This window comes from Acinetobacter sp. YH12235 (assembly GCF_013417705.1).
Classification (GTDB): domain Bacteria; phylum Pseudomonadota; class Gammaproteobacteria; order Pseudomonadales; family Moraxellaceae; genus Acinetobacter.
The window spans coordinates 86,551-112,115 of record NZ_VPDL01000011.1 but is presented as its reverse complement, the minus strand read 5'-3'; the positions used below and the strand labels follow the sequence as shown (position 1 = coordinate 112,115).

Genomic DNA, 25,565 nt, shown 5'->3' with positions numbered 1-25,565 from the left:
CCCGCTCGACTTGCATGTGTTAAGCCTGCCGCCAGCGTTCAATCTGAGCCATGATCAAACTCTTCAGTTAAAATCATTTCGAACTTTATAAGTAAAGTTCTTAAACTTGGCTCATCAATTTTCTGACTTAAATTTCGCTCAAATAAACTTCGAGTAATTTAAACCAATCAATCAATGAAAATAATTTCGATCAATCAACCAGTAAAAATCCACACAAGTTGTTCTTCATAATCTCTTAATGATCTTCTTGCTACTTCGTCAGTAGCAAGCTAGGTCGGCTATATTACTCTCTATCTCTAGAAAGTCAACCAGTAATGAAAATTATTTTTAAACTTTCTTTCTAAAACCTAACTCAACCATTTCATGCTAAGTTACTGTTTTATCAGGAGTTTTGATCTTCATCACCGCCGATGGATGTGCATTCTACAGCATTTCAGAGGGCTTGCAACACCTTTTTCAAAACTCTTGAATCAGGTGTTTATTTTCTAATCCAACAAATTCATAAATTATTGTTTTATTTATGAAAACTATTTTAAGAAAAATGTTCATTATTTTATTTAGAAATATATATTTATCATAAGCCATTGAATTTAATTATTTTAATCTCCTTAAAAACAAGAAAAGCAGAGCCTAAGCCCTGCTTTTCGTATTCACTTTAGTCAAATCAGAATTTCATACTGACGCGTGCCCAGTAGTTTCGGCCGATATTATTAAATTGCTCATCTGAAGCAAAACCAAAACCTGAACTCCCCATTTTATTCAAATGTTCTGTATAAGTCTGGTCGAAGACATTATCGACACCGACTGAAAGATCCACACTCTCATTCACATGATAGGTGCCATTTAAAGACAATGTGCCAAAACCAGCACTCTGTTTATGGTCATAACCAACAATATTGCCTTCATGTTCACTAATACGGTTTTGGCCATCCACCAAACGCCAGTAAGCCCCTAAGGTATAATTCTCCTGGATATAACGCAGATTCACCCGGGCTTCTAAAGGTGCAATTTGCGGCAACGGCGTATGATCTGTCGTGTTTTTACCCCAAGCATACATAGCACTAATATCAGCCTGAATAGCATCGGTAAACTGGTAGCCAATTCCGGCTTCTGCACCAGCAATCGCCGCATCAACATTTCTTGAATCTGCACCATTCATTTTTACCGACTGCATTCCTTGCATGCCACTACCCATATGATGGTCATGACCTGAATTTGCAGTTTCAGGATAAGTCATCAGAATAAAATCCTGAACAATACCAGCATAAGCCGATACCCATGAATTGAAGGCACCATGATGATGTTGATAGCCCAGATCAAGCTGTAAGGTTTTTTCAGTATCTAACTGTTTAAATGTATTTGCAGTTACACCCTGATAATCGGTTTTAAATAATTCCCAATAATCCGGCACACGCTCGACGTATCCCAGACCAATATAGGTTTTACCGCCATCATGCTCTGGATGAGTATTTTCAAAACGGATAAAGGCACTCGGCAAGATTTCCTGACGGCTTTGACCAGTTTTTAAGGCATCAATATCAACCTGATCGACCCGCACACCCGTAACCAGTTTATGGTTGTCATTTAGTTCATGGCTCAACTCACCAAAAGCTCCATAAGACTGGAATTTCATATCTGGCGTGAGCGGCATATTCATATTGGTTGAAGTCATTCCTCCAGCATGCGTATTGCGCTGAGAATCCACACCCGCAATTAACTGGGTTTGATCCCATTCACTTGTTATCGCCATACGGGAATTTAAAGTACGGCGTGTGACCTGCATAGCGGATGGATTGACTTTCATGCTATGGGTTGCCATGTCATGGATCATCGGTACAGGCCGCAGACTAAAGTTATCCATGATGTGATCGTTATAGTTATAGTTGATCTGTGCCTCAACTTTCCGAATCACATCCGTCAGATTTCTCTTTTCAACACGTAAGCCGAGGCTTTCACGGGCAAACTGTGATCCATCCATATCACGGCCAGCATAAACTGCCTCACCATCCGCTTTACCACCGGTCAGTTCTACCCAAGTGTCTTCATCCGGCGTCCAGCCCAGTGCCAAATCTGCATTCCAGCGTTCCCAATCTGAAGGTACAGTTTGGCTATCACCATCTTTATAACTGTTTGATACCGAACGATTGGTGTTCAGGCGGATATACTTCTTTTCATCACCAGCAGCAGCTTCAATGTTCTGGTCCAGACGACCAAAAGATCCCATCAGTACACTGGCCTGACCACGATATTTTTTATCCTGATCAAGCTGTTCCGGGCTACGCTCAAAAATGACGGTTGCTGCCGAACCGGTATTGGCATATTGAACCGTTTGCGGGCCTTTAATCACTGAAATACGATCATAACTTTCTGGAGAAATATATGAAGTGGGCGAATCCATCCGGCTTGGACAGGCACCGAGGTTTTCAGTGCCATCAGTCAGGATTTTAATACGTGAACCAAACATGCCACGAAAGGTCACATCGCCATTGGTGCCAGCTCCGCTATTGACCGAACTAAAACCTACAATACTTTGCAGATAATCTGCACCATCGGTTGCTGGCACTGGCTGAATCGGCTGTTTGGGATCAGCACGAACAATCAGACCATTGGCATCATTACCGGCAGTTGAAGTCACCACAATCGGCGCCATGGTTTGTACAGGCATGCTTTCATTGGCCATAACCACTGATGAATAACAGGCAACACAAATCGCAGCCGCAAGGGGCTGTAACAAGAATTTAGGCTGAGCCATTTTCAATCTCACTGAATACATAAATTAAACACGGTCCGAGTCATTCAAGACCCAGGCAAAACAACGTGGATTTATGCAAACAGTGGCGGTGCCCGTCCCTGCGGGATTAAAAAGAGTCGCTGAAGGATAAACCAGACATGCTTAAAGGCTTGTTCAAAAGCCAAGAGTCTGACCTGAATTCGATCCAGGACTTCTTTCACTTCAAGCTTAGGCGGCAAAACCAGGTTGCCATAGACAGTACAGTACTGACACTGATGACTGGCATCGTGTTCATGCGCCATGGAGTCCGAGGAAATAGGATGCTGATCAAGATGATGAGCAGGATGTTCAGAATGAACATGAGAGGAAACTAAAAGGGCACGCGTGATGGTTTCACAGACCGGAGCAACCTGATATTGCTTCGGCAGCAAAGGCTGTAAGAATACAGCCATCTGTAGAAATACCGCTACAAAGGAAAGTAGCAGACCTCCCCGCAGAACCATAGGCAAACCCTTGAATTTGTCTGGGCTAAGTATAACAAAACCCAATCAAAATTGGGCTTGTTGAAGCATAAAAATTGCTTGGGAAAAGAGTCCTAGCGTTTAACTGCAACTTTTTCTTTATTGCGCTGGCGAACCAGTTTTTCTACTTTTTCACGGGCACGCTGACGTTTCAATGGCGACAGATAATCCACAAAAAGTTTACCATTTAAGTGATCCATTTCATGTTGGATGCACACAGCGAGAAGTCCATCAGCCTCTTGTTCAAAGGGTTGACCATCCAGACCAATTGCCTCGATTTTTACGCGTGACGGACGCTCAACTTTATCGTATATTTGAGGAACTGATAGACAGCCCTCTTCATAAGGCTGTGTTTCTTCAGTCAATGGTGTGATTTTGGGGTTAATGAACACCATGGGTTGATCTTTGTTTTCAGACAGGTCCATCACAATCAGCTGAATATGACGATCAACTTGGGTCGCGGCGAGTCCGATGCCTGGCGCTTCATACATGGTTTCAAACATATCTGCAGCGAGCTGACGAATTTCATCAGTAACTTCTTCGACTGGTTGTGCAATGGTACGAAGACGGGGATCCGGGAAACTTAAAATAGGTAATAAGGCCATACTGCGTCCTCAATTATGCCATTGATCAAAAAACCAAATGAAGGGAATGCTTCATCAAAAAAATGTGTGTAAGATCGTTATTATAACGCAACTACGCACATAATTTTAGGAATTATGATAATGAAAAAGGTTTTGAAGGGCATGCCATTTTTTAGTGCCTTGGGGTTAAAAAATCAAATGCTCGCACTGGCAGTTTGTGTCGGAGTGAGTATGGGGACAATGTATTCAGCCGAGGCAGCTCCTGCCCGTAACGTCAATCCACCTGCTTTAAAAGCCAGTGCGCCCAATGTCTACGTGGTCAAAAAAGGCGATACATTGTGGGATATTTCAAAACGTTTCTTAAAAAATCCGGTGCGTTGGCCAGAAATCTGGGCCAGTAACAAGCACGTGAAAAATCCACATTGGATTTTCCCGGGTGACCGCCTGTTGATGTGTGACTATCAAGGTCGTCCAATCATTGGTAAAGACGAAGGTGATGGCTGTGAAGGCATCATCAGTCGTTATATTGGCAGTACTTCGCTACAGCCACAGGTTCGCGTTGAATCTTTAAATAATACGATTCCAGTGATTCCATTAGCGCACATCCAGCAATGGCTGGAACGCTATACCATTGTGGCAGCGGATTCAGTTCAGGGTACGCCTTACATTCTCGGCACTGCAGACCAGCGCGTACTGGCAGGTAAAGGTCAGAAAGTTTATGCCCGCGGTAATGGTCTGGTGGTTGGCCAGCGTTATGCGGTATATCGTGAGGCAGACCCTTATGTCTTTACCGATGCCAATGGCAAGAAATACACGGCTGCTCTAGAGTTGCAACAGGTTGCTTCCGGAATTGCAGTACGTGGCGAAGGTGATGTCACCACGCTGGAATTAACCGACAGCTACAATGCCGAAGTGCGTCGTGGTGACCGTGTCCTGCCAGAATACGATCCGATGTTGCCTACCCTGTTCTATCCAGTGAATGCAGAAAATACGGTTGCTGGTGGTCAGATTGTGCGTGTACTGGGTTCAATTGGTACCGCTGCGCGTCATAGTGTCGTGACGATTGACCGTGGTACGGCACATGGGGTTCAGACTGGTCATGTCTTCAGCGTAAACCAGAAAGGTGAAGTCGTGACTGATCCGAAAACCAAGGAACGCGTACAGCTTCCAGGTGAGCGCATTGGTAATGTGATGGTCTTTAAAACTTTTGATCAGCTCAGCTATGCTTATGTGCTGGAAAGTGAGTTACCTATCAAGGTAGGTGCCAATATTCAAGCGCCATTGTTAGATGAATAATAGTTTGATCTAATTTTACAACTGAAAGAATAAGAAGACACATATATAGGTCTCGATATGCTGAACTCGTTATCACGCGTGCAACTGGAAACACTGACGTTATGGTATCTAGTTCAGCATTCTCTTTCGAGCTTCTATAAAATCAGTCAGCATTATTCAAGTCTGACCACAGCCATACAGCCTGATCAGGTGCCCACCTGGCAGGCGCTTGGCATTCATGCCAATCATATCCAACGCTTGAAAGACTTCTCGCTTCCAGAATCACAACAGAAATTTCAGCGCTGTCTGGAAAAAGTTCAACGAGATAGTGATTTCATCCTGCTCTATCATGATCTGCACTATCCGCAGCAACTCAGCCACTATGTAGACAAACCACCAATTATTTTTGGTCAAGGTCAGCCGGATACCCTGCTACAAGCCCAAATTGCAGTTGTGGGAAGTCGCAAGCCGAGTCCTCATGGCCGGCAAGTAGCTTATGATTTTTCCTTTTATTTGAGTGAACAGGGTTTCTATATTAATAGTGGATTAGCACAAGGTATAGATGAAGCAGCACATCGGGCAGGATTGAAACATCAGGGTACCATTGCAGTGATGGGGACTGGACTAGATCAGACCTATCCTTCTCAACATGCACAGCTGCGCCAAGAAATTATTGCGCATGGTGGTGCAGTCATTACTGAGTTTCTACCAGAGACTCCACCCTTGCAGCATCACTTTCCACGGCGTAACCGGATTGTCAGCGGTTTAAGTCTCGGGGTCATTGTGGCTGAAGCGACCTTAAAAAGCGGCTCTCTGATTACGGCCAAACTAGCTGCCGAACAAGGCAAGACTGTATTTGCCATTCCGGGACATATTTATAGTGAATATCATAAGGGTTGCCATCAGCTGATTCGTGAAGGCGCGATTCTGATTGACCACCCGCAACAGGTGGTTGAAGAACTGGCTCTGGCGACCCAATGGCAGGCCTTACAAAATGAAGTACAGCATGACATGGCGGATGAACTTCCTACACACATACCGCCCCATCTGCTCAGACTTTATAACCAGTTGGACTGGGTTGGACAGGATCTGGATCATCTCAGTCATCATCTGCAACAGGATGTCTCTTCTCTCACCAGTCAATTGATGGAACTGGAGCTACTTGGCTTTTGCACCCAGCAAGCCGGCATGTATCTACGTTGTCGTCCACATAAATAAGGTTCACAATAGACACTTCTTGTTTTGATAAGGTATACACATGATCACCACCTCTGTTGCCGAAGCAGCTGAATGTCTCAAAGCTGGACAGGTCTTGGCATACCCTACAGAGGCTGTTTGGGGTTTAGGTTGCGACCCCTATAATGAACAGGCATTTCACCAGATTTTAACCTTAAAACAGCGCCCGATTGAAAAAGGCGTGATTTTACTCGCAGCTCATATTTCACAAGTGGAACATTTACTTCAGGATCTAAGTGAAGAAATGCGTGAAAAAGTAATTGAGTCTTGGAGTAATGATCGACCTACAGACCGGGCAACCACCTGGTTACTCCCTGCCAATGACGATATTCCAGGCTGGATTAAAGGCAAACACCCTAAAGTGGCAGTGCGCGTGACCACTCATCCTCTTTGTGTAGCCTTGTGTCAGGCTTTTGGCGGTTTTATTGTTTCAACCAGTGCCAATCCTGCCGGCTTAGAACCTGCACGTTCCCTGCAAGATGCCATGCGTTATTTTGGTCAGGACCTGAATTATCTGAATGGCGATCTGGGACTGAGCCAGAAACCAAGCCGGATTATTGATGCTGTAACAGGTGAAATTATTCGTGACTGAGCCTTTGCTCAGTCATTTTTCTTTTCAAGCCGACTAAAGTTTTAAGACAAAAAAAAGCTCAACCATATAGGGATGGTTGAGCATAAAAAAGGATGTGTATTATCACATCCAGAGGGTCTGTAAATCTCTGGGAGTTTGATAAATCTAGGTTTTTTCTGATTCATCATTCTCGATGCGGGCATTATGCGAGAAATTCGTCACAACAGCAAATATAATAAAACAATTTATTAATACATTTTTTCTATTAAAAATATTTAAAATTTAATCAAAATTCAAAATATCTTGCTATTTTTGTTTCAGTTTTGAAATGAAGTTAATTTTTAATAATTTATTTTTATATCCATAATCACTAAATTTAAGGAATAATACTGTAAAAATAATGTAATTATTTGTTCAAATATTAAACAAATAAAACTTCGACCCTGTGTTTGATCGCTTACACCTTGGGTTTAGCAGGATATTGCGCCAATAAAATACCTACTAGAATAATGGCACCACCAATGCTGTGGTAGATCGTCCAGGCTTCAGATAACCATAAATAAGCGATTAACGCCGTAAAGACCGGCATCAGATTCATAAAAATACTGCTGCGGTTTGGGCCAAGTTGTTGTACAGCCATCATCCATAAGAATGGGGCAGCAATAGAAGGAAAAATTCCGGCATAAATAATACTTGCCGCATTATTGCTATTAATGGCATCCAAGCCTGAGTACAACACTAAAGGAATGTGATAGAGAACGGCCAAAAAAATCTGCATATACAGACTAACCAATAGCGGAATCTGGATCTGCCATTTTTTGAGCAAAACGCCATAACAGGCATAGAAAAATACCGCAATCAGCATCAGCAGATCACCAATATAACGATCTCCTGCATCGAGTAAATGTGCCCATTGCCCCTGCCCCATCACATACATCAGACCAATAAAAGACAAAATACTGCCAATCACTGCCATTAAGGTGGGGCGAACATGTAAAACAAAGATCCCAACAATAATAGTAAAAATCGGAATAAAGGCATTAATCAGGCCCATATTGGTGGCACTGGTATAATGTGCTGAGGTATAAGCCAGCCCTTGATACAACACCATGCCCAATGCACTTAAGACAGCCAGATGCCCCAGATGTGGTCGAATTTCTGGCCAGGCTTTGCGAACCTTGGGCCACATTAACGGCGTTAAAATCAGCAGAGCCAGAACCCAGCGATAAAAACTGATACTTAAGGGAGAAATATAATCCGCTACATAACGGTTAACGGTCATATTCAATGACCAGATCAGGACCGCAGTCAATGGAAGCAGCATGGCCCACCACATTGTTTTTTGCTGCTGCGTCATAACTTCATCCCTGTCTTTATCTATTGTTAATCTATACCCTCTTGGCAAGTACCTAAGCATAATTGATTTTTCAACTAAAATTAATGCTATTTGTAGCCGGCCAGTAAGCATTTCACTGATTCTGACTTGTACTGTATTTAAATACCCGTTAAAACAAATAGCCCTCATTCATTTAATAAAAAGGAAATCCGATGAGCACTTCTGTGTATGACATTCCGGTAAAAACGATTCAAGGAACGGACACGACGCTGAACCAGTATCAAGGCAAAGTCTTACTGCTGGTAAATGTGGCATCAAAATGCGGCCTCACTCCACAATACGAAGGCTTGCAAAAACTCTATGATGATAAAAAAGCCGAAGGACTGGAAATCTTAGGCTTCCCTTCCAATGATTTTCTGGAACAGGAACCTGGAAGTGAAAAGGAAATTCAGGAATTCTGTTCGGTGAATTATAAAGTCGACTTTCCGTTATTCGCAAAAATTTCTGTGGCGGGCGAAGACAAGCATCCTTTATATACCAATCTTACACAGGCTGTACCGGAACGTATTGGCGAAGGTCCTTGGTGGAAAGATCTGGTCGATTATGGCCTGACCCCTAACCAGCCACCGGAAGTGCTCTGGAACTTTGAAAAATTCCTGATCAATAAAAATGGCGAAGTGGTGGCACGTTTTGCACCAGACATTACTGCAGATGATCCACGCATTGTAGATGCGGTGAATGCAGAACTGGCAAAATAACGCTCTGCTCTCCCAATAAGCATTAAGATTAAAATAAGTATCTGTTTTCATAATGGGTACTTATTTCTATTTAAAACTCTTATTTCACTAAGTTGATATTCACCTACATTTGTAAAGACTCAACCAATCCGTGCACAATCAGCAATTGCTTAGGACGCAGGAAAATAATAGTCGAATGAAATTCCACACAATAAAGTCTTCAAGTTAATCGCCGGCCAAACGAGCCGCCCCGCTTAAAATAAAATATTTACTTATTCATTTTTATTAGATTTTTCTCACTTCTGTCTGGCTAATTATTTAAAATCCAGAAGAATTGTTATGAGTTTGCAACAATCTTTTTTATCTCCATAGTTTGTCCTTATATTAAATACTATCCAAATTCTATCACCTGTATCGAGACCCTGATTCCATGTCCAAAATTCTTGCCAATGCTGTCCTTCCTTTCGCATTATTTAGCTCGGGAATTTTACTGATGGGCTGCGAACAGGCTGTCGAAACACCCACTGAACAGGCAGATACAACAACGTCAGATCTGGAACCAACCTCTCAGCAACAAGGCTCGGCAACACCAACTGAACTTAAATCTGGCAATATGTTTTATATGGTTCGGGATGTCGCCGACTTGCAGCTCAAGGCCGGCAGTTATGTGGAACAGTTAAAACAGACCCAGACCGAACTGCAAACGGCGGTCGAAGCCAAAGATACCCAGCAGCTGCAATCCACTGCGACCCAGCTTCAACAGCAACTCAGCAGTTTTAATCAGGTGCTGGGTAACCTGAACTTAAAAAGTCAGGAAATTGACCAGATTCGTAATAATATGATGTCTGCAAACCAGCAAGTGCTGGCTTCTCCCCTCTTGAATGGTCAGGTGGATTTTAGCCAAGTGGACTTGAAAAAGATTGAATCGCAGATGGTCAATGTTCAAGCCGAAATGATCAAACTGGCCGGCTTGCTGATCCAGAATCCCGAGCAGAAACAAGGTTAAAACTCATTCAATCCCTTTCATCAAAAAACCAATCCGGCAAGAACCAGATTGGCTTTTATTTTCCCTCAATGAGGAATTAAAGTCGCATATCGATCACGATCCGGCCATCAATTTTCCCTTGTTCCATACGCTGAAAAATATCATTGATATTTTGCAGCGGCTCAACATTAATATGTGCCTTAACCTTACCCCGGGCAGCAATATCCAATGCTTCCTTGAGATCCAGTCGTGTACCCACTATCGAGCCGCGCACCGTAATGCCGTCAAGTACCATATCAAAAATCGGCAAGTCAAACTTGCCTGGTGGTAAACCATTTAGCACCATAGTTCCCCCCCGACGCACGATCGAGACTGCCTGTTCAAAAGCTTTGGGAGAGACTGCTGTTACCAATACCCCATGACAACCTTCTCCAGTGGCTTTCATCACTTCTTCTTTTACATCGGATTTCAGTGCATTTATGCCCACATCAGCACCCAGATTTTTGGCCAGTTCCAGTTTTGAGTCATCCACATCTATGGCAATAACATTAAATCCCATGGTTTTGGCATATTGAACAGCAATATGACCCAGACCGCCAATGCCCGAAATTGCCATCCAGTCTCCTGTTTTGGCATCAGCCATTTTCAGACCTTTATAGACAGTGACGCCTGCACAGAGAATAGGTGCAATTTCAAGTAAGTCTACTCCCTCCGGAATTACTCCTACATAATCTCCATCGGCCAGACAATATTCAGCAAAGCTGCCGTTGACCGAATACCCCGAATTTTGCTGTTTTCTACACAGGGTTTCCCAGCCCGCATAACAATGTTCACAATGGCCACAAGCCGAATACAGCCATGGAATACCGACAATATCTCCTATTTTTAAATGGTCAATGCCTTCACCTATAGCGGAAGACAGTGGACCCAGTGTGGTTTCAGGATCAAGCGGATCGCCAATTTTTAACCCTTCAAATACCTTGATCATGCCAGCCTTAAATTCTTCTGCAATTTTTTCATGCAGGATAAAGCGTTTGGCTGCTGTACAGACTTGACCGGTATTGTTCACCCGTGCTTGGCAGCCTATCTTGATGGCCTTTTCCAGATCAGCATCATCCAGCACAATAAAGACATCATTACCGCCCAGTTCCAGCGTTGATTTTTTAAGATGTTTTCCGGCCTGTTCAGCGACAGCACTGCCCGCACCTTCTGAACCTGTGAGTGCTACACCACGCACACGCTTGTCTGCAATTACTTCAGCGACCTGATCACTACTGATAAACAGATTGGTCCAGACACCTTTGGGTGCACCTGCATCCAAAATCAGTTGTTCAAAGGCTTCCGCACATTGCGGTACAATGCCAGCATGTTTTGCCAGAACCGGATTACCAATGGCACAGTTCGGCGCAAATACCCGCATCAGTTGATAAAATGGGAAATTCCACGGTTCAACTGCCATGATGATGCCTAAGGGATGATGCTCTACCCATGCTTCTCCTAGTTCCGTTTCATAAGAAACTGGCGCTAAAAACTCTTTGGCATGATCTGCATAATACTCAGCAATTTTGGCACAGCTTTCGATCTCACCTTCACTCTGCTTGATCAGCTTACCCATATCCAGTGTCATGATTTTAGCCAGTTCTGACTTGCGTTCCCGCATATTGTTTGCCAGTTTGCTAAGTACCTCAATCCGGGTATCTACTTGTTGAGTCCAATCCGACTTCAGGATTTTTTCTGCGGTATCCAAGGCATTTTGGATATCTTGATCAGTGTGTGACGGATAATCTTTTAATTTCTGGTTGTTAAAGGGGTTAATGGATTGATAACTCATAATTAGATCCCTGCTTGGCCAATTCAATTTTTATAAATGGATAACAACGTGATTTGCGTCGTGACAGAGGTAGTAGAAGCGTGAAACTTTTTATTGAATAAATCTGAAAAGCTTAAAGACGCCATATCAACTTAGCATTGTTTTTTTCTGACTATGACTTTGCTTACAGATTGGTTCAAAAGATTACGCAGCGCAGGTAAAAGTTATATCGAGTGGTACAAATTAGAGCTATATAGTTTTCTTAAAATAATTATTCATAAGGCTAAAATCTGGTAACTTTTTTCAAAATAGTTTTTATATAAAAAAACCACCCTTTCGGGTGGTTTTTTCAATCTTAAACCAGCAATTACATTGCACGGTTTTTGATTTTGCGGATCGTTTCCAGCTGAGCAGCAGTTTCTGCAAGAGCAGCCAAAGCAGCAGCAGAGTCCAAATCGCTCTTTTGATTTGCTAGCAATTGTTCAGCGTGTTTACGCGCTTCAATAATTGCAGCTTCATCCAAGTTTTCTGCACGGACTGCTGTATCAGCAAGAACCGTAACAACATGCGGTTGAACTTCTAGAACACCACCAGATACATAGATTAATTCTTCTGTACCGTTTTCCAAAATAACGCGGATCGCGCCAGGTTGGAGCAAAGTTACCAGCGGAGCGTGACCAGGCATAATACCTAACTCACCGCCAGCACCTTTAGCAATTAGCATAGTTACAGTGCCTGAGTACAAAGACTCTTGAACACTTACAACGTCACATTGCATAGTCGCCATGAGAATCTCCTAAATTAGGGAACTAATTAAAGTTTCTCAGCTTTAGCAATCACTTCGTCAATACCACCAACCATGTAGAACGCTTGTTCTGGGATGTGATCGTATTCACCAGCTAGAAGACCTTTAAAGCCACGAATCGTTTCTTTAAGCGGTACAAGTTTACCAGGAGCACCAGTAAACACTTCAGCTACGTGGAACGGTTGAGAGAAGAAACGTTGGATCTTACGTGCACGGTATACAGTAAGTTTGTCTTCTTCTGACAATTCGTCCATACCAAGAATTGCGATAATGTCTTTCAATTCTTTATAACGTTGAAGAACGTTTTGAACTGAACGAGCGATTTCGTAATGCTCAGTACCAACTACAAGTGGATCTAGCTGACGTGAAGTAGAGTCAAGTGGATCAATCGCAGGGTAAATACCTTGAGAAGCGATGTCACGGCTCAATACAACAGTTGCGTCCAAGTGAGCGAACGTAGTTGCAGGCGATGGATCTGTTAAGTCATCGGCAGGTACGTATACCGCTTGGATTGACGTAATAGAACCAGACTTAGTAGATGTAATACGTTCTTGAAGAACACCCATCTCTTCTGCAAGAGTCGGTTGGTAACCTACTGCAGATGGCATACGGCCTAGAAGTGCTGATACTTCAGTACCCGCTAGTGTATAACGATAGATGTTGTCGACGAACAATAGTACGTCACGGCCTTTACCGTTTTCGTCTTTTTGATCACGGAAGTACTCAGCCATAGTCAAACCAGTCAACGCTACGCGTAAACGGTTACCTGGTGGCTCGTTCATCTGACCGTAGACCATTGCTACTTTGTCAAGAACGTTAGAGTCTTTCATTTCGTGATAGAAGTCATTACCTTCACGAGTACGTTCACCAACACCAGCAAACACAGATAAACCTGAGTGCGCTTTCGCGATGTTGTTGATCAACTCCATCATGTTTACAGTTTTACCAACACCGGCACCACCGAACAGACCAACTTTACCACCTTTCGCGAACGGGCATAGTAAGTCGATGACTTTAATACCAGTTTCTAGAAGGTCAGTAGAAGCCGCTTGTTCTGCATAAGAAGGCGCTTGACGGTGAATTGGTAAACGCTCTTCAGTCGCAACAGGACCAGCTTCGTCGATCGGGCGACCAAGAACGTCCATGATACGGCCAAGAGTCGCTGTACCTACTGGTACAGAGATCGGAGCGTTAGTGTTAGTTACGTTCAAACCACGCTTAAGGCCTTCAGTAGAACCCATTGCAATAGTACGAACTACGCCATCACCAAGTTGTTGCTGAACTTCTAATGTAGTTTCAGTACCGTCAACTTGGAGAGCGTCATAGATCTTAGGAACGCTGTTACGTTCAAACTCGACGTCGATAACCGCGCCGATGATCTGAATGATACGACCGCTACTCATTGCTGTCTCCTCAATTCAAACTAATATATGTTAAACGGCAGCGGCACCACCAACGATCTCAGAAATTTCCTGAGTAATCGCGGCTTGACGCAGCTTGTTATAAATAAGTTGCAGGTTCTTGATCAATTCACCCGCGTTATCAGTTGCAGCTTTCATTGCAACCATACGAGCAGACTGCTCACACGCGATGTTTTCGATCACACCTTGATACACCACAGACTCGATGTAACGAACCAACAAGCCATTTAAAAGCTCTTCAGCTTCAGGCTCGTAGATGTAATCCCAACCGTATTGACGGTTAAGCGTCTTGTCTTCTTCAGCAGCTGCCAAAGGAACAAGCTGTTCGATCTTTTGGTTTTGAGTCATGGCGTTGACAAAGCCGTTAGAAACCAGATAAATACGATCTAATTCGCCTTTATCATAAGCGTCTAACATCACCTGTACAGAACCAGATAACTGTTCAAGACTTGGAGTGTCGCCCACTTGAGTGGTCGCACCAAGCACTTTACCGCCGTAGTTTTTAAAAAACGAAACCGCTTTTTGACCAATCAAAGCAAATTGAACTTCAATTGACTGCTCTTGTTGCTGTTGAACGTGTTTTACCACTTTCTTGAACAGGTTAATGTTCAAACCACCAGCAAGGCCACGATCTGAAGACACAATGATATAGCCAACGCGCTTAACAGGACGTTCAACCATATAACGGTGTTTATATTCAGGATTCGCTTGTACCAAATGAGCAATTACACGGTGCATATTTTCGGCATACGGACGGCCTTGTGCCATGCGCTCTTGCGCACGACGCATCTTAGAAGCTGCTACCATCTGCATCGCGCGAGTAATTTTCTGCGTGCTTTTGATACTAGCTACTTTGGCGCGAATTTCTTTTAAATTTGCCATACGCTTAACCTAGTATTCGAAGGCCCTTACGAGCCCTCGAAGGTTGATTCCGTGAACCAAACCAACACCAATCTAGCAAGTTGCTAAATTAGTAAGTTTGAGTCGCTTTGAATTTTTCAATACCAGCTTTGAATTCAGCTTCGATATCTTTATCCCAAGCACCAGTCTCGTCAATTTTTTGCATTAACGCAGCGTGTTCTGAACGGAAGTAAGCAATTAACGCAGCGTCAAAGTCTACGATTTTCTTCACTTCTACGTCAGCCATGTAGCCTTCGTTAGATGCATAAACTGATACAGCTTGGTCAGCGATTGAGTATGGAGCATATTGTTTTTGCTTCATAAGCTCAGTTACGCGTTGACCGTGTTCAAGCTGTTTACGAGTTGCTTCGTCAAGGTCAGAAGCGAACTGAGCAAACGCTGCCAATTCACGGTACTGTGCAAGTGCAGTACGGATACCACCAGACAATTTCTTGATGACTTTAGTCTGCGCAGAACCACCAACACGAGATACAGAGATACCCGCGTTCACAGCAGGACGGATACCCGCGTTGAACAATGATGTTTCAAGGAAGATCTGACCGTCAGTAATCGAAATTACGTTGGTTGGTACGAATGCAGATACGTCACCTGCTTGAGTTTCAATAATCGGCAATGCAGTTAATGAACCAGTTTGGCCTTTAACTTCACCGTTAGTGAATTTCTCAACGTAGTCAGCAGATACACGAGAAGCACGTTCAAGTAGACGTGAATGTAGATAGAACACGTCACCTGGATAAGCTTCACGACCTGGTGGACGACGAAGAAGCAATGAAATTTGACGGTAAGCAACAGCTTGTTTAGACAAGTCATCATAGATGATCAGAGCGTCTTCACCGCGGTCACGGAAGTATTCACCCATTGTACAGCCAGAGTATGGAGCCAAGAACAGCATTGCTGCTGGATCGGCTGCAGCTGCTGCTACAACAGTTGTATACGCCATAGCGCCAGTTTCTTCCAGCTTACGTACTACGTTTGCAATAGTTGATTGTTTTTGACCAACTGCAACGTAGATACATTTAATGCCAGAGTTTTTCTGAGCGATGATCGCGTCGATCGCCATAGCTGTTTTACCAGTCTGACGGTCACCAATGATCAACTCACGTTGACCACGGCCTACTGGGATCATTGTATCTACTGATTTATAACCAGTTTGTACAGGTTGATCCACTGATTGACGCCAAATTACGCCTGGTGCTACTTTTTCAACAGCATCAGAAAGTTTTGCATCAATAGGGCCTTTACCATCAATCGGGTTACCCAAAGCGTCTACGACACGACCAAGAAGTTCAGGACCAACCGGAACTTCTAATACACGACCTGTACAACGAGCTTTTTGACCTTCTTGAAGGCTTAAGTAGTTACCTAAAACAACGACGCCCACTGAATCCTGTTCTAGGTTCAGTGCCATACCGTATAAGCCGCCGTCGAATTCGATCATTTCACCGTACATTGCATCAGCAAGGCCGTGAATGCGCACAATACCGTCGGATACCATAACAATGGTACCTTCGTTTTTAGCGGTCGCGCTGGTGTCCAGATCGCCGATACGCTGTTTAATGAGCGCACTGATCTCGGATGGATTCAGTTGTTGCATTGCGCTATACCTCAATCTTTTTAAAGTTCAGTCTTCTTATATGCAATTAAGCTAGAAGACGAGTACGCATTTTTTCAAGCTTATTAAGCGCAGAATCATCTATCACTTGGTCGCCTGCACGAATAACCACACCCGCAATTAACGCTGGGTTCACTTCTACAGAAACATTTACTGCCGCAGCGAAACGTTTTTCTAACGCTTGAGCAAGAATTTGTTCTTGTACAGAAGTCAATGGGAATGCTGATTCAATCACAACATCCACAGTATTGTTATTCTGTGATTTGAGCTGTTCGTATTCTGCTTGAATTTCAGGAAGCAAAGCCAAACGGTTGTTTTCAGCAAGCAATGTCAAAAAGTTTGACACTGCTGCAGTTTGGTCTTCACCTAAAACTTTGGCAAAAATACTCACCTGCTCAGCAGGCGTAAGCTCAGGGCGATTTAAGTAAGCTGAAAATGCTTCGTCTTGCACCGCAGCACTGAGCAAGTTAAGTGCTGTTGACCAATTGTCAGTTGCACCTTGCTCAGAAGCGTAAGCAAATGCTGCTTTAGCGTATGGGCGTGCCAACGTCAAGAGTTCAGCCATAATCTGCCTCTCTCTTAAAGTTTAGCAGCCAGCTGAGTCAGCATGGCATTGTGAGCTTCTGCGTCAACTTGCTGGCTAAGAATTTTCTCAGCACCAGCAACTGCAAGAGCAGCCACTTGTTGACGTAATTCTTCGCGAGCAGCATTGATTTCAGTATCAACAGCTTCTTTAGCTTGTTGACGAATACGCTCACCTTCAGCTGACGCTTGAGTACGAGCTTCTTCGACCAATTGCGCTGCACGACGGTTCGCTTGTTCGATCAATTGAGCCGCTTGTGCTTTTGCCGCGTCCAGTTCAGCTTTCACTTGTGCTTGCGCATCTGCAAGGTCAGCCTTCGCTTTTTCAGCAGCGTTTAAGCCATCAGCGATTTTACGCTGACGTTCACTAATCGCATTGATTAGTGGTGGCCATACAAACTTCATGCAGAATGCGACGAAAATCGCAAACGCAATCGCTTGGCCAAACAATGTGAGGTTGATATTCATTGCAAATTCCTCAAATAGTGAATTTCGGAATTAAGCTGATTAACCTACAAATGGATTAGCGAAGATGAAGAACAAGCCAATACCAACACCGATCATAGGCACAGCATCAAGAAGACCCGCGATTAAGAACATACGAGTTTGAAGTTGTGGAGCCAATTCTGGTTGACGAGCTACAGCTTCAAGGAAACGGCCGCCTAGAAGACCAAAACCAATCGCAGTACCTAAAGCACCGAAAGCGATCAAGATAGCAGATGCAATTGCAACTAGACCTAAAGTGAGTTCCATGATAATTCCTCAGAGGTTAGGTTTATACCAAATTAAGTTAAAAAATTGTGCCCAACCATCCCGTGACAGTTAGGCAATACCATTAATGCTTTTCGCTTGCCATGCTCAAGTATACGATAGTCAGCATCATGAAAATGAATGCTTGTAGCGTAATAACAAGAATGTGGAAGATCGCCCAAGGCACAGATAACGCCCACTGGATCCAGAACGGTAATAACGCGATAAGAATGAAGATTAACTCACCCGCATACATGTTACCGAATAGTCGTAGAGCCAATGAAACTGGACGTGCAAGGAAGGTTACCAATTCCAGAATCAAGTTCACTGGAATAAGGATCGCTTTTGCAACTGGGTTACTTGGGTTAAATGGGTTAAGTGCTAGTTCACCAACGAAGCCGCCAACACCTTTTTCACGGATGCTGTAGAACAAGATAAGTGCAAATACAGACAATGACATACCAAGGGTAATGTTAGGGTCAGTAGATGGAACGATCTTGAAGTATACGTGGTGTGGATCAATACCAAACAGGCCACCAATCACGTGTTGAGCGACATAAGGAATCCAGTCAACCGGGATAAGGTCCATCAAGTTCATGAGGAAAATCCACACGAAGATGGTTAGCGCTAGTGGAGCGATCAAACGCGATTTACCATGGAAGGTATCGCGTACACTTGAGTCAACAAACTCGATAATCATTTCGATTGCAGACTGGAACTTGGTAGGAACACCAGAGTTTGCAGCTTTCGCTACGAGCCAGAATAACAAGCAGAAAATGATACCAAGGCCGATTGACCAACCCATTGAATCCAAGTGAATAGCAGTGAACCCCATCTGTTGAGCTTCAGCACCGTTCTCGGCCAATTTCCATGTACCGTCTGGCATTTTGCCATAGGTCATATTGGTCAAGTGATGCTTGATATACTCGGTCGAAGTAAGGGCATGTTCTTCAGCAGCCATAAATCACACCTGGTCAATGTCAAAAAACTATAGAACAAACGAATATCGCGTGCTGCTTGATATCTCGCCTGCTCCTAAAAAAACTTTTCAATTTTTTGTTGTGTTTAAACTCGCTTTTGTAGACGTGACACCCAAAAAGGAGCGACCCACGACATGGCTTGAACGAGCATAAAACCACAAAACAACGCAACCGGGGATAACGGCTTGACATTGCTTAAAATTAAAATGAAACCAACAATCACAATTGCAAACTTGCCCATCAAGCCTTTATACATGTTCGAAAGAACCTGCTTAGATGCCCGGGCTCCTGCCGCTCGAAATGATTGCCATGAAAAATAACAACTCGCAAGCCAGCAGACGAACGCCCCCAAAGCGGCACTCAAGGCTACGGTTGAGTCTTTCACGACCCAGCCAATCAAGGCTGAAACAGGAATCATTAATGCTTGTAAGAGGACTAAAGCTTTCGCTAATCGTCGGTCAATCAAGCGACTAGTTCGGCTCATTATTTATTCACTCACAGCAAGCATGCTTGACAAGTTTAGCTGATGATTATTTTTAATCGCAGGCATTATAGAGTTACACCCCTGAACATGCAATCTTTTCCCGACCTTAGTCGTGTTTTTTTCAACAGATCAAATGCTGGCAAACTAATCAAAACTTGATTATTTTTAAATCATTGATGGGCATTTAACACACATTTACGGGTTTGCTCGGCCAATTTCTGCCAGGCCTGGATAAAGTCCCCTGCCCCACTCATGCTTTCATCAACACTCTGGAATACAATCGGTTTCAGTTTTCGGTACTGATTTTCACCAGCATGCGCTTCTGCCAGCAGACACATTTTGCTCTGCACACGAGTGTCTTGCAGATATTTGATTTGCGCCACGGTTGGTGACACATGTGGGTCATCGGTTAAAGCTCCCATAAACTTCAGATTCAATGGGCGTTCCAGATATTGATAGGCATCATGATAGGACCAATAAGGTTGAGCTTTACTTGTAGAACTATAACGCTGTGCAGTCAAAAACATGGTTTGGGCAAAGTCACGCGCATTTTTCCAATAGGCCTCCCGATGCTCAGGCAGCTGCTGAGAACGTAAGGCTGCAATAAAGAAACCGATACGTACTGCATTGTTGGGATCGAGCCAGACATGGGTATCGACGGTATCTTTTAAGGCTTGCCCACGTGGATTACGCATTGGTAAAGTGGTCAGAATACCCGAATCTAAAATCGCGATACTTTTATTGTTATTGTTCAACACTTTTGCCAACGGCGCTTCATGTGCCTGCCCTAACCAGATCACCAGGCCGGCATCCTGAATCGTTTTACGGTGTGCCGGGGTCAGACTGACATCATGACCGCTTTGATTGGCCAGTAATAAAGTCGGCTGTTCCACGCCTTGAGTAATGGTCTTGGCAATCAGATAAATCGGCTGCGTTGAAACCACCAGACTTTGCGACCAGCTAATGGTACTGAACAAAGCCAGGCTACACAGGGCAAGGAAACGGAACATGAAGAGAAATCGCTATATAAGGACAAATTTAATAGTGTTATAATATAACAAAATTACAAAAATACCTATGCCCAATCGAAACTCTGGGCGCTTCATGTTAAGATTTGAAATCTTTTAATTTTCAGTTTCGCACCTGAGGTGAACTATGGGTTCATGTTCGCACGAACACCACAATGCATTGCACGGCGTACACGACCATCCAAATGTCGCGCAACGTCTGGCCGAAGCAGAGAGTCTTTGTGCGGCAAGTGGCGCACGCCTCACTCCTTTACGCAAAGAGGTACTGGAACTGATTCTGAATGCAAGCGGCCCGATGGGTGCGTATGACCTGCTGGCACAAATGAAAAATGCCAGCGACCGTCCCGCTGCCCCACCAACGGTGTACCGTACACTCGACTTTTTATTAGAAAAAGGCTTTATTCACCGCCTGACCTCTATTAATGCCTATATTCCCTGCTGCCATCCGCGTGAAGGCCATCAGGCGGCATTCTTGATTTGTACTGAATGTAAAGCAGTCAAAGAAGCATCTGCACAAGGTTTATTAGAACAACTGGATGCCTTGGCGGCTTCAGACGATTTTAGTGCACACCACAGCATTATCGAAATTTCAGGAATCTGTCAGCAGTGTCGCAACAAAGCTTGAATGCATCACCCTTGATCCAGCTTTCCAAGATCTGGGTCAATATTGATGATCGTGACATTTTAAAGGCGATTGATTTCTCTTTGCAGGAGAAAGAGATTGTTACGCTGATTGGTCCAAACGGTGCCGGTAAGTCGACTTTAATAAAGGCCATGCTTGGGATCGTCAAACCGAAATCCGGTGAAATCAAAACGGCGCGCAAGCTGAAATTCTCTTATGTGCCACAAAAATTCAATCCTTCACATAGTTTACCGCTACGTGTCAAAGATCTGCTGGCGTTAGAAAAATGCCCTTCAGCTATTAAAGCTGAAATTATCCGTGATACCGGTATTGCCAAACTGGAAAATTCTAAAGTACAACAGCTTTCCGGCGGTGAACGTCAACGTGTCCTGCTAGCACGCGCCTTATTACGTCAGCCGGATATTCTAGTACTGGATGAGCCAATGCAGGGACTGGATATTCAGTCCGAAGCCGAACTGTATGAATATGTGCGCAGCCTGCCAGAAAAATATGGTTGTGCCATTTTAATGGTCTCACATGACCTGCAATGGGTAATGCAAGGTACACATCGTGTGGTCTGCTTGAACAAACATATCTGTTGTAGCGGCCTGCCAGAAAGCGTACAGCAACATCCAGAATATCAAGCCATTTTTGGTACCAACCGGGTGTTCTACCAACATCATCATGATCACTGTGCCCATGGTGACTCCGCGACACCTTGTCAGCACGATTCACGTCCCCACATTCACCCCGAGCCGGAAGCTTAAGCCATGATGGATTGGTTATCTCTCCTATTACCTGCATGGATTATGGGAACACTCTTGGTGTTCCTGACCGCACCACTCGGCTGTCTGATGCTGTGGCGTCGTATGTCTTTCTTTGCAGATACGATGGCACATGGTACTTTGCTCGGTGTTGCCATTGCCGGTGCGATGAGCCTGCCACTCTGGATGGGGGTCAGCTTTATCGCTATCTTGCTGGTCGCTGTACTCTGGGTATTATATGATCCACGCTTGCCGAATGATGCATTGTTGGCACTCTGTTCCGCCACCCTGCTCTGTTCAGGCCTGTTATTCATTCAGCATTTACCGAGTTTAAGACCGGAACTGCTTAGCTATTTATTTGGTGATCTACTCACTATCTCATGGACAGATCTTCCTACTTTTGCCGTCGTGATTATCTTGGCTTTGGCTGTCCTGTATAAAAGCTGGCAGGCGCAAATCCAAATTGCGATTGATCCTGATATGGCGATCAGTGAAGGGGTGAATGCAAAACTGCAACGTCTAATCTTTATGCTGTTATTGGCACTGTTTACTGTATTGGCATTACGTGCGGTCGGTTCACTCTTGATGGGCGCACTTCTAGTCATTCCAGCTTTGACGGCTCGCCTACTGGCAAACTCGCCTCGTCAAATGGTGATCTGGGCTTTTGTGATTGCACAAATTGGTGTGACGGTTGGGCTCTGGTCAAGTGCAGGTCTGAATACGTCAACAGGTCTGACCATTGTGCTGACCATGTCAGTGCTGTTTGCTGCTATTTTTATCTTGCAGAAGTTTAAAAAACTGGCTTAAGACATGGCAGGTAAATTTTATCTAATTAGTGCCTGCTTGCTCGGACACAAGGTTCGTTATGATGGTCGCGACTGTCTGGTAAAAGAGTTGGTCGATCATTTGCTACCAGATCAATATGTCACAATTTGCCCTGAAGTCAGTGGTAGTTTGCCTATCCCCCGACCCGCCGCAGAAATTCAAGGCGGTACAGGATTAGAAGTTCTTAAAGGTTTAGCTCAAGTAACAGATATTCAAGGACAAGATATATCTACTGCTTTTATACAGGGAGCTTATGCTGCCTTGGAACTAGCACAGAAATTTCAAGTCACCCATGCAGTCTTAAAAGCCAATAGTCCATCTTGCGGCAGCAAGCTGATTTATGATGGTTCATTTACTGGCAATAAAATTCAGGGTGATGGCGTAACGGCTGCATTATTTAAACAGCATGATATTGAGGTCATGACTGAAGATGAATTTTTACAGATGATTCTTTAAGAGATCGTTGAATTCCCTCTCCTTTAAGGAGAGGTTTCCCTACTGATGCACCAAACTCAATAAAAACGCAGCTCCGGCGAACAAGCTGGCAAAAGTTCGATTCATGACTTTCTGCTGTTTTGGCGATTTCAAAAGTCGCAGAACCTTGGCAGCCAGACCGGTATAACCTGCCATTACGATCAGATCAATCGTTACCATAGTCGCGGCCATAATCACATATTGAATCCATTGCGGTTTAGATAAGTCCAGAAATTGCGGTAATACTGCCAGCAAAAATACAATTGCCTTGGGATTACTCATATTGACCAGAAAACCGTGAATGACGAGTTTCCCAGCTGATTTTCGTGCGAGTTCATGTTTAATTTCAATCGACTGCGCTGGTGCTTTCCACTGCAAAAGGGCCAGATACAGTAAATAAGCAACCCCAAACCATTTCACAGCAAGAAATGCCCAAGGTGTAGTCGCGAACAATACCCCTGCCCCGGCAGCCACAATAGCAATTTGAACCAATAGGGCGAGTTGCAGGCCGAGCGCATTCCAGTATCCATGTCGGAAACCGTAATTCAGTCCGCTCGACATCGAAGCAATAGCTCCCGCACCTGGGGAAATACTGATCACCCAACAGGCTAACATATAAGCAAACCAGACTTGATAGGACATAGAGATTTAACTCATTCAAATTCAGGATCTAATTATATGACTTTTCCAATATTTTCAGCCAAAAAAATTGCTTAAACATCAGACTGCATACTATTCACTCTATAGCGCTTCAGGCACAATAGCAGGATTGGATACAGAAAATTTATTACAGGAGCCATGAATGACAGCCCAATCTGTAATTTTGCCATTACCTTCAGATCATGCTCGCTTTATTGTTTTACGTCTGAAAAATCTCAGTATCGAAGATTTTAAGGAACGATTAAAAGAGCTATTTACGACACGCGATCGCCTGATTACCCAACATCCGAATGCGCAAATTAAAACGGCTGTCGCTTTTGGTCCTGAACTCTGGTCAAAATTGTATGAACAGGCACCTGCTGGTTTTAAACAATTAGAGCCAATTCAAGGTTCATTTAATATGCCTGTGGTACCGGCAGATGTGCTGATCCATATTGCCAGTGCGCGTGCCGATATCTGTTTCGCCTTGAGTCAGTCTTTCTTTGAAGGTATTCGCGATCAGGTTGAAGTACTAGATGAGCGTGTTTGCTTCCGTTACTTTGATGGCCGTGATATTACCGGTTTCATTGATGGGACTGAAAATCCGCAATTCCCGGATGATCGAGCTGAAGTGGCTTTACTTGGTGAAGATGCTGGCATTTTCCAAGACGGTTCATTCATTTTTGCGCAGCGTTATGCCCATAACTTGGATAAATGGAAAAAACTCAAAGTCGATGCTCAAGAACAAGTGATGGGTCGTACCAAACTTGAATCGATTGAGCTCGAGGATGAAGTAAAACCTGCCAATGCGCATATCGCTCGTACTGTCGTTGAAGATGAGGAAGGCGAGGAAATGGAAATTCTACGTCACTCTCTACCTTATGGAGATGGTCGTGGTGACCAAGGTCTATTCTTCATTGCTTATACCAAAGACCTGAAAATCATTGATACCATGTTAGTGCGCATGTTTGGTACATCAGGCGATGGGATCCATGACCGCTTGCTACACTTCGTGACTCCAATGGATGGTGCGTATTACTTTGCACCGAGTGAGGAGTTGTTGGAAGAGATTTTGGAAGGGTAAAATTTATAAGGTCGGTGATTGCTACATTCTCCATAATGTAGCAATCTAAAAAATTATTTTTTAAGAAAATTTCTATAATTAATATTTTCACACCCTAGAGTAAATGTTAAGCACTTTAAATCTGAATCTAAAATCAATTTATAGTCATTAATTTTCCTGTTAATTTCCCTAATATTGGCATTATATAAATATTTTTTCTCTTCTTTAATATAAGAAAAATTATCACCAGCCAATATACTCCCGTAATCACTTTCTAAATTAGCAGATGAAGAATTTACTACTGGAGCTTCAATAACTAAATTTGATAACTTATTATATATAAAAAAGTTAGATATAAATTTTTTATAAGGTCTTTTCACATAATCTAATTCACTAAATTCCCTTATCCGAAAGGCAACTATTTTTTTATCTTGATAAAGTATTTTTAAATCTACAGTTGATTTTAAAGGCATAGTACCTTGATATAAAATATAAGTTTTTTGATTATTTAAAACTTCGACGCCATAACTCTTAAGAATGTAATCTCCACCAGAATATTTTTTGTTTTTATCCCCATAATCAACTAAACTTAATTTTAAATTTTTATTTAATTGAGAGAATCTACCAAATTGATCCAGAAATAAAACTGGTTCTTTAATTTGGGTAGCACTTTGCTGGTAATCATTCCAATCTATATTTTTTGCGTGACATAATAGTGAAAAGAAGCTACTGCTAATTATTACTATAGATTTAAGTATTTTCATATTTTAACCCGAATCGCGGATAAAAAATTGACTTGAAAAATAAGA

Annotated in this window: 26 protein-coding genes, 1 rRNA gene and 2 pseudogenes; 10 read left to right on the top strand and 19 right to left on the bottom strand. The window is 43.4% G+C overall.

The window, feature by feature from the left end:
* The 4 genes from FTV13_RS15605 to def form a co-directional block, all read right to left on the bottom strand.
* A 16S ribosomal RNA gene (locus FTV13_RS15605) occupies positions 1-70 on the bottom strand; the annotation flags it as partial.
* Positions 71-664: 594 nt separating this feature from the next.
* On the bottom strand, positions 665-2,752 hold the full coding sequence (locus tag FTV13_RS07860; protein WP_180011633.1) for a TonB-dependent copper receptor: 2,088 nt from the start codon (positions 2,750-2,752) through the stop codon (positions 665-667).
* A gap of 71 nt (positions 2,753-2,823) precedes the next feature.
* Positions 2,824-3,234: a DUF2946 family protein gene (locus FTV13_RS07855; RefSeq protein WP_180011631.1), complete on the bottom strand. Its 411-nt coding sequence runs from the start codon at positions 3,232-3,234 to the stop codon at positions 2,824-2,826.
* Positions 3,235-3,326: 92 nt separating this feature from the next.
* Entirely contained in the window at positions 3,327-3,857 is a 531-nt protein-coding gene (def, locus tag FTV13_RS07850) for a peptide deformylase (protein WP_004780730.1), read from the bottom strand.
* A 120-nt stretch (positions 3,858-3,977) separates the two neighbouring features.
* Between def and FTV13_RS07845 the strand changes: the two genes are divergently transcribed.
* Genes FTV13_RS07845 through FTV13_RS07835 form a run of 3 tightly spaced genes read left to right on the top strand, consistent with a single transcriptional unit; the run spans position 3,978 to position 6,939 of the window.
* Positions 3,978-5,132, top strand: a complete 1,155-nt coding sequence (locus FTV13_RS07845) for a LysM peptidoglycan-binding domain-containing protein (RefSeq protein WP_104426934.1) — start codon at positions 3,978-3,980, stop codon at positions 5,130-5,132.
* A gap of 57 nt (positions 5,133-5,189) precedes the next feature.
* Complete coding sequence (dprA, locus tag FTV13_RS07840) at positions 5,190-6,329, top strand: DNA-processing protein DprA (protein ID WP_180011629.1); 1,140 nt, start codon at positions 5,190-5,192, stop codon at positions 6,327-6,329.
* 40 nt (positions 6,330-6,369) lie between these two features.
* The gene (locus FTV13_RS07835; RefSeq protein WP_034171542.1) at positions 6,370-6,939 is read left to right on the top strand and encodes an L-threonylcarbamoyladenylate synthase; all 570 of its coding nucleotides are present in this window, start codon (positions 6,370-6,372) and stop codon (positions 6,937-6,939) included.
* A gap of 436 nt (positions 6,940-7,375) precedes the next feature.
* Here FTV13_RS07835 and FTV13_RS07830 read toward each other — a convergent pair whose 3' ends face one another.
* On the bottom strand, positions 7,376-8,275 hold the full coding sequence (locus FTV13_RS07830; protein WP_180011628.1) for a DMT family transporter: 900 nt from the start codon (positions 8,273-8,275) through the stop codon (positions 7,376-7,378).
* Between the two features lie 191 nt (positions 8,276-8,466).
* On the opposite strand from FTV13_RS07830, the gene FTV13_RS07825 reads away from it, so the two are divergent.
* Both FTV13_RS07825 and FTV13_RS07820 read left to right on the top strand, forming a co-directional pair.
* A complete protein-coding gene (locus FTV13_RS07825; RefSeq protein ID WP_180011626.1) occupies positions 8,467-9,012 on the top strand; it encodes a glutathione peroxidase in 546 nt (181 codons plus the stop codon).
* A gap of 409 nt (positions 9,013-9,421) precedes the next feature.
* A complete protein-coding gene (locus FTV13_RS07820) occupies positions 9,422-9,997 on the top strand; it encodes a hypothetical protein (protein ID WP_179992710.1) in 576 nt (191 codons plus the stop codon).
* Between the two features lie 76 nt (positions 9,998-10,073).
* Here the strand turns inward: FTV13_RS07820 and FTV13_RS15865 are convergent.
* The 12 genes and pseudogenes from FTV13_RS15865 to FTV13_RS07765 all read right to left on the bottom strand — a co-directional run.
* A pseudogene (locus FTV13_RS15865) lies at positions 10,074-10,886 on the bottom strand (zinc-dependent alcohol dehydrogenase); the annotation flags it as partial.
* Positions 10,887-11,807 (bottom strand): annotated as a pseudogene (locus tag FTV13_RS15595) (aldehyde dehydrogenase family protein); the annotation flags it as partial.
* A 346-nt stretch (positions 11,808-12,153) separates the two neighbouring features.
* Positions 12,154-12,573, bottom strand: coding sequence for a F0F1 ATP synthase subunit epsilon (locus tag FTV13_RS07810; protein WP_004780711.1), 420 nt, complete (start codon positions 12,571-12,573; stop codon positions 12,154-12,156).
* 26 nt (positions 12,574-12,599) lie between these two features.
* Entirely contained in the window at positions 12,600-13,994 is a 1,395-nt protein-coding gene (gene atpD, locus FTV13_RS07805; protein ID WP_004780710.1) for a F0F1 ATP synthase subunit beta, read from the bottom strand.
* Positions 13,995-14,024: 30 nt separating this feature from the next.
* Positions 14,025-14,894 carry a F0F1 ATP synthase subunit gamma gene (gene atpG, locus FTV13_RS07800; protein ID WP_004780708.1) on the bottom strand — a complete coding sequence of 290 codons (870 nt, stop codon included), beginning with the start codon at positions 14,892-14,894 and terminating at the stop codon, positions 14,025-14,027.
* An 88-nt stretch (positions 14,895-14,982) separates the two neighbouring features.
* A complete protein-coding gene (gene atpA / locus FTV13_RS07795; RefSeq protein WP_004780707.1) occupies positions 14,983-16,527 on the bottom strand; it encodes a F0F1 ATP synthase subunit alpha in 1,545 nt (514 codons plus the stop codon).
* 46 nt (positions 16,528-16,573) lie between these two features.
* A complete protein-coding gene (locus FTV13_RS07790) occupies positions 16,574-17,110 on the bottom strand; it encodes a F0F1 ATP synthase subunit delta (protein ID WP_004970141.1) in 537 nt (178 codons plus the stop codon).
* 14 nt (positions 17,111-17,124) lie between these two features.
* A complete protein-coding gene (locus FTV13_RS07785) occupies positions 17,125-17,595 on the bottom strand; it encodes a F0F1 ATP synthase subunit B (protein WP_004780703.1) in 471 nt (156 codons plus the stop codon).
* A gap of 39 nt (positions 17,596-17,634) precedes the next feature.
* The gene (gene atpE, locus FTV13_RS07780) at positions 17,635-17,880 is read right to left on the bottom strand and encodes a F0F1 ATP synthase subunit C (protein WP_000424060.1); all 246 of its coding nucleotides are present in this window, start codon (positions 17,878-17,880) and stop codon (positions 17,635-17,637) included.
* Between the two features lie 82 nt (positions 17,881-17,962).
* On the bottom strand, positions 17,963-18,838 hold the full coding sequence (gene atpB / locus FTV13_RS07775; protein WP_004780701.1) for a F0F1 ATP synthase subunit A: 876 nt from the start codon (positions 18,836-18,838) through the stop codon (positions 17,963-17,965).
* A 104-nt stretch (positions 18,839-18,942) separates the two neighbouring features.
* Positions 18,943-19,341 carry an ATP synthase subunit I gene (locus tag FTV13_RS07770; RefSeq protein ID WP_166139355.1) on the bottom strand — a complete coding sequence of 133 codons (399 nt, stop codon included), beginning with the start codon at positions 19,339-19,341 and terminating at the stop codon, positions 18,943-18,945.
* 170 nt (positions 19,342-19,511) lie between these two features.
* Positions 19,512-20,351, bottom strand: a complete 840-nt coding sequence (locus FTV13_RS07765; RefSeq protein ID WP_180011622.1) for a metal ABC transporter solute-binding protein, Zn/Mn family — start codon at positions 20,349-20,351, stop codon at positions 19,512-19,514.
* 145 nt (positions 20,352-20,496) lie between these two features.
* Between FTV13_RS07765 and FTV13_RS07760 the strand changes: the two genes are divergently transcribed.
* From FTV13_RS07760 to FTV13_RS07745, 4 genes are read left to right on the top strand one after another with little or no spacing between them, the layout of a single operon-like run.
* Entirely contained in the window at positions 20,497-20,994 is a 498-nt protein-coding gene (locus FTV13_RS07760; protein ID WP_005233384.1) for a transcriptional repressor, read from the top strand.
* Positions 20,976-21,758: a zinc ABC transporter ATP-binding protein ZnuC gene (gene znuC, locus FTV13_RS07755; RefSeq protein WP_180011620.1), complete on the top strand. Its 783-nt coding sequence runs from the start codon at positions 20,976-20,978 to the stop codon at positions 21,756-21,758. The genes FTV13_RS07760 and znuC overlap by 19 nt, the downstream gene beginning before the upstream one ends.
* A gap of 3 nt (positions 21,759-21,761) precedes the next feature.
* Positions 21,762-22,562 carry a zinc ABC transporter permease subunit ZnuB gene (znuB, locus tag FTV13_RS07750; RefSeq protein WP_180011618.1) on the top strand — a complete coding sequence of 267 codons (801 nt, stop codon included), beginning with the start codon at positions 21,762-21,764 and terminating at the stop codon, positions 22,560-22,562.
* Positions 22,563-22,565: 3 nt separating this feature from the next.
* Entirely contained in the window at positions 22,566-23,036 is a 471-nt protein-coding gene (locus FTV13_RS07745; protein ID WP_180011616.1) for a DUF523 domain-containing protein, read from the top strand.
* A gap of 39 nt (positions 23,037-23,075) precedes the next feature.
* Here the strand turns inward: FTV13_RS07745 and FTV13_RS07740 are convergent, their stop codons facing one another.
* A complete protein-coding gene (locus FTV13_RS07740) occupies positions 23,076-23,696 on the bottom strand; it encodes a LysE family transporter (protein ID WP_179992718.1) in 621 nt (206 codons plus the stop codon).
* Positions 23,697-23,856: 160 nt separating this feature from the next.
* Between FTV13_RS07740 and FTV13_RS07735 the strand changes: the two genes are divergently transcribed.
* Positions 23,857-24,777: a Dyp-type peroxidase gene (locus FTV13_RS07735; RefSeq protein ID WP_180011614.1), complete on the top strand. Its 921-nt coding sequence runs from the start codon at positions 23,857-23,859 to the stop codon at positions 24,775-24,777.
* 53 nt (positions 24,778-24,830) lie between these two features.
* Here the strand turns inward: FTV13_RS07735 and FTV13_RS07730 are convergent, their stop codons facing one another.
* Positions 24,831-25,520, bottom strand: coding sequence for a hypothetical protein (locus tag FTV13_RS07730; protein ID WP_180011612.1), 690 nt, complete (start codon positions 25,518-25,520; stop codon positions 24,831-24,833).
* Positions 25,521-25,565: the final 45 nt, after the last annotated feature.

Bases quoted from the DNA above. Each gene is read 5' to 3' on its own strand.
- FTV13_RS07735 (WP_180011614.1), top strand. From the start codon at position 23,857: ATGACAGCCCAATCTGTAATTTTGCCATTACCTTCAGATCATGCTCGC.
- FTV13_RS07740 (WP_179992718.1), bottom strand. From the start codon at position 23,696: ATGTCCTATCAAGTCTGGTTTGCTTATATGTTAGCCTGTTGGGTGATC.
- FTV13_RS07825 (WP_180011626.1), top strand. From the start codon at position 8,467: ATGAGCACTTCTGTGTATGACATTCCGGTAAAAACGATTCAAGGAACG.
- atpE (WP_000424060.1), bottom strand. From the start codon at position 17,880: ATGGAACTCACTTTAGGTCTAGTTGCAATTGCATCTGCTATCTTGATC.
- FTV13_RS07835 (WP_034171542.1), top strand. From the start codon at position 6,370: ATGATCACCACCTCTGTTGCCGAAGCAGCTGAATGTCTCAAAGCTGGA.
- atpG (WP_004780708.1), bottom strand. From the start codon at position 14,894: ATGGCAAATTTAAAAGAAATTCGCGCCAAAGTAGCTAGTATCAAAAGC.
- FTV13_RS07830 (WP_180011628.1), bottom strand. From the start codon at position 8,275: ATGACGCAGCAGCAAAAAACAATGTGGTGGGCCATGCTGCTTCCATTG.
- FTV13_RS07790 (WP_004970141.1), bottom strand. From the start codon at position 17,110: ATGGCTGAACTCTTGACGTTGGCACGCCCATACGCTAAAGCAGCATTT.
- FTV13_RS07860 (WP_180011633.1), bottom strand. From the start codon at position 2,752: ATGGCTCAGCCTAAATTCTTGTTACAGCCCCTTGCGGCTGCGATTTGT.
- FTV13_RS07770 (WP_166139355.1), bottom strand. From the start codon at position 19,341: ATGAGCCGAACTAGTCGCTTGATTGACCGACGATTAGCGAAAGCTTTA.
- atpD (WP_004780710.1), bottom strand. From the start codon at position 13,994: ATGAGTAGCGGTCGTATCATTCAGATCATCGGCGCGGTTATCGACGTC.
- dprA (WP_180011629.1), top strand. From the start codon at position 5,190: ATGCTGAACTCGTTATCACGCGTGCAACTGGAAACACTGACGTTATGG.
- FTV13_RS07820 (WP_179992710.1), top strand. From the start codon at position 9,422: ATGTCCAAAATTCTTGCCAATGCTGTCCTTCCTTTCGCATTATTTAGC.
- atpA (WP_004780707.1), bottom strand. From the start codon at position 16,527: ATGCAACAACTGAATCCATCCGAGATCAGTGCGCTCATTAAACAGCGT.
- FTV13_RS07845 (WP_104426934.1), top strand. From the start codon at position 3,978: ATGAAAAAGGTTTTGAAGGGCATGCCATTTTTTAGTGCCTTGGGGTTA.
- FTV13_RS07810 (WP_004780711.1), bottom strand. From the start codon at position 12,573: ATGGCGACTATGCAATGTGACGTTGTAAGTGTTCAAGAGTCTTTGTAC.
- FTV13_RS07730 (WP_180011612.1), bottom strand. From the start codon at position 25,520: ATGAAAATACTTAAATCTATAGTAATAATTAGCAGTAGCTTCTTTTCA.
- znuB (WP_180011618.1), top strand. From the start codon at position 21,762: ATGATGGATTGGTTATCTCTCCTATTACCTGCATGGATTATGGGAACA.
- FTV13_RS07745 (WP_180011616.1), top strand. From the start codon at position 22,566: ATGGCAGGTAAATTTTATCTAATTAGTGCCTGCTTGCTCGGACACAAG.
- FTV13_RS07765 (WP_180011622.1), bottom strand. From the start codon at position 20,351: ATGTTCCGTTTCCTTGCCCTGTGTAGCCTGGCTTTGTTCAGTACCATT.
- FTV13_RS07785 (WP_004780703.1), bottom strand. From the start codon at position 17,595: ATGAATATCAACCTCACATTGTTTGGCCAAGCGATTGCGTTTGCGATT.
- atpB (WP_004780701.1), bottom strand. From the start codon at position 18,838: ATGGCTGCTGAAGAACATGCCCTTACTTCGACCGAGTATATCAAGCAT.
- FTV13_RS07760 (WP_005233384.1), top strand. From the start codon at position 20,497: ATGGGTTCATGTTCGCACGAACACCACAATGCATTGCACGGCGTACAC.
- FTV13_RS07855 (WP_180011631.1), bottom strand. From the start codon at position 3,234: ATGGTTCTGCGGGGAGGTCTGCTACTTTCCTTTGTAGCGGTATTTCTA.
- def (WP_004780730.1), bottom strand. From the start codon at position 3,857: ATGGCCTTATTACCTATTTTAAGTTTCCCGGATCCCCGTCTTCGTACC.